The 2,764-nt window shown below is 76.9% G+C and carries 2 protein-coding genes and 1 pseudogene; all 3 read left to right on the top strand.

The window, feature by feature from the left end; all coding sequences use genetic code 11:
• A pseudogene (locus ACFUEL_RS37965) lies at positions 1 to 207 on the top strand (hypothetical protein); the annotation flags it as partial.
• A 210-nt stretch (positions 208 to 417) separates the two neighbouring features.
• Positions 418 to 1,803, top strand: coding sequence for an SPFH domain-containing protein (locus ACFUEL_RS37960; RefSeq protein WP_380242520.1), 1,386 nt, complete (start codon positions 418 to 420; stop codon positions 1,801 to 1,803).
• Positions 1,800 to 2,762 carry a C40 family peptidase gene (locus ACFUEL_RS37955; RefSeq protein WP_380242518.1) on the top strand — a complete coding sequence of 321 codons (963 nt, stop codon included), beginning with the start codon at positions 1,800 to 1,802 and terminating at the stop codon, positions 2,760 to 2,762. The genes ACFUEL_RS37960 and ACFUEL_RS37955 overlap by 4 nt, the downstream gene beginning before the upstream one ends.
• Positions 2,763 to 2,764: the final 2 nt, after the last annotated feature.

Below are 2,764 nucleotides of genomic sequence, written 5' to 3'. Positions count from 1 at the left end.
GCCGAACCCGCCGCCGAGCCTTCCGCCGAGGCGTCCGCGCAGGTGCGGACGCCGGCCGCGCCGCCGCCGGACGCGGTGGCGGCGGCGCACCGGGCGGCGGCCACCGGGTGGCGCGGGTTGGCCTGCGGGGCGCTGCTGATCGCGGCGGCGGTGGGGCTGCTGACCCGCCGGGTGTTCGGCCGGGGGAGTGGCACCCGGCGCCGCTGACGGACCGTTCGATCGGTCCCCGTTCCCGGTCGGCCCGCTCGTTCCCGCAGTTCAGGGCGGGCGGGCCGACTCGTATCCGCATAGCGGACAAATCGACACACCGCCTGGTAAATGTCGCATTTGATGACTTATCAACCTAGCCTGAGTCTGGCACTGCCCGTCAGATCCGGGCCGCCCGGTGCGCGACACTCTGACCCTTAGGACACGTGCATGGACGTCACCCGCGACTCGTCGCCGCGACCCCACTCCTGGCCCCCCGCCGCACCCGAACCCCCGGTCGGTGCGACCCAACTCACCAAGGCGGTCGCCGAGGCGGCGGCCAAGCCGCTGATCACGACCGGCCCGCCGGCCGAGGACGGCCTCGACCGGGGCCCGGCCACCCAGCCGCTCCCGGTGGTGGGCGCGGCCGTCGGCGCCGCCGCCCTGGTGCCGGTCGGCGCGGACGAGCCGTCCGCCTTCCCGCCCGGACCGCGCGGCGTCGCGGAACCCGTCGACCCGGAAGCCGCCGGGACCGCCGGGACCGCCGGGACCGCCGCCCCGGTGAGCGGGCTGCGCCGGCTCAGCGCCGCCACCGCGCGGCAGGCGGCGCACCCGACGGTCGCGGACGCGGCGACCCACCGCCGCCCGCCGCGGGCGGACCAGTCGTTGCGCGAGCGGCGCGCGTTCGCGCTGCCGGGCTGGCTGCCGCTGCTGGTGCTGCTGGCCTCGGTGGCCGGGGCGCTGCTGGTGCTGGCCCGGGCCGGGGTGCTGCCGCAGCTGCCGGGGGTGCCCGACCTGCGCGGTGCGGCGGCGAAGGCCAGCGGGGAGGCCGAGGTCGGCGACGCCACGCTCGCCGCGGTCAGCGGGATCGGGCTGGTGGTGCTGGCCGCGCTCGGCGGCCTGCTGTCCAACCCGGGCGGCGAGACCCGGGTGCTGACCCGCTGGGGCCGCTACCGGGGCACCGTCCGCCGCACCGGCCTGCTGTGGGTGAACCCGATGCTGCGCCGCCGCCGGGTGGACGTCCGGCTGCGGCACTGGCGCAGCGAGCCGGTGCGGGTCACCGACCGGGCCGGGACGCCGCTGGTGGTGCGGCTGCTGATCGTGTGGCGGGTCAAGGACACCGCGCGGGTGACGCTGGGCATCGCCGAGCACGAAACGTATCTGCGCGAGCAGGTGCAGGCCGTTCTCACCCGAACCGCCTCCCTCCTGCCGTGCGACTCCGACTCCGCGCCGGGGCCCGCGCTGCGCGACGGCCAGTGGTTCGCCGACGAGCTGACCCGGGCGCTGGCCGCCGAGACCGCCCCGGCCGGGGTGGAGGTGTACTCGGTGCAGCCGCTGGCCCTGGACTACGCGCCGGAGGTCGCCGAGTCGATGCGCCGCCGCCGGCTCGCGGACCTGGACGCCGGGCTGCGGACCGTCCTGGTGGACGACGCGGTGGAGGCCGCGGCCCTCGCGGTGCGCCGCCTGGAGCGCGCCACCGCCCACGAGTTGGACGACAGCGCGCGCAGCGCCCTGATGGAGCAGCTGCTGGTCGCGTTCGTCGCCCCGGCCGGGGTCACCGCTTCGGTGCCCGCCCCGGCAGCCCGCCCGAACCGCAAGGAAGGGAAGCCCGCGTGACGACCGCGCTCGCCTCGATATCCACCGACCCCGCCGACCTCCCGGACTTCTCCGGGGCCCCGCTGCTGGGCTTCGCCGAATCCGACGGTGCGTCAGCCTGCCGGTGCGCCGCGTGCGCCCGGCCGGCGGCCCGTACCGCCGGGTCCGCCGCGGCCGAGCGGCCGGGCCGAATACACCGCGCCGTGCGGACGACCTGCCTGGCCACCACGGTGCTGGCGGGGGTGGGAGCGGTCGGCCTCGGCGTCGGCGCGACCACCGCGCAGGCGATGCCCGCCCCGTCCGGCCCCGGCTGGGACGGCAGGGTGTACTGGTTCAAGAACGCGGCTGGCGAGTGGCGCTACACCAAGTGGTACAACGTCTACCTCGACCGCACCGGCGGCGGGAAGGGCGCGAAGCCGCAGGCCCAGCCGGCCCCGCCGGCCCCGGCGCAGTCCTCCGGAGGGATCCGGCAGGGCTGGGACGGCAAGGTGTACTGGTTCAAGAACGCGGCCGGCCAGTGGCGCTACACCAGCCACTACGACGTCTACCTGGACCGGACCGGCGACCGGGGCTCCTCCGGGCAGTCGGCCGGGGAGCCGGCCGGGCAGGGCAGCGCGAGCGGGGTCGAGGCGGCGGTGTCCTACGCGCTGGCGCAGGTCGGCAAGCCGTACGTGTGGGGCGGCAACGGGCCGGACGGGTTCGACTGCTCGGGCCTGGTCCAGCAGGCGTTCCGCCGGGCCGGGGTCGCCACCCCGCGGGTCGCCGACGACCAGTACCGGGCCGCCACCCCGATCGGCTCCGGGCAGCTGCAACGCGGCGACCTGGTGTTCTGGTCCAGCAACGGCCGGGTCTCCGGCATCCACCACGTGGCCATCTACCTCGGTGACGGCACGTACGTGGAGGCCCCGCGCCCCGGCAAGGACGTCCGGGTCTCCCGCCTCAACAGCGGCTACTACCCGGACTTCTTCGGCCGGCCCTGACC

It is taken from the genome of Kitasatospora sp. NPDC057198, from assembly GCF_042670125.1.
Lineage (GTDB): Bacteria > Actinomycetota > Actinomycetes > Streptomycetales > Streptomycetaceae > Kitasatospora.
Note: the sequence above shows the minus strand (reverse complement) of the source record. Positions and strands in the feature narration are given on the sequence as shown.

Coding starts and splice junctions, on each gene's coding strand:
- ACFUEL_RS37960 (WP_380242520.1), top strand. CDS start 418: ATGGACGTCACCCGCGACTCGTCGCCGCGACCCCACTCCTGGCCCCCC.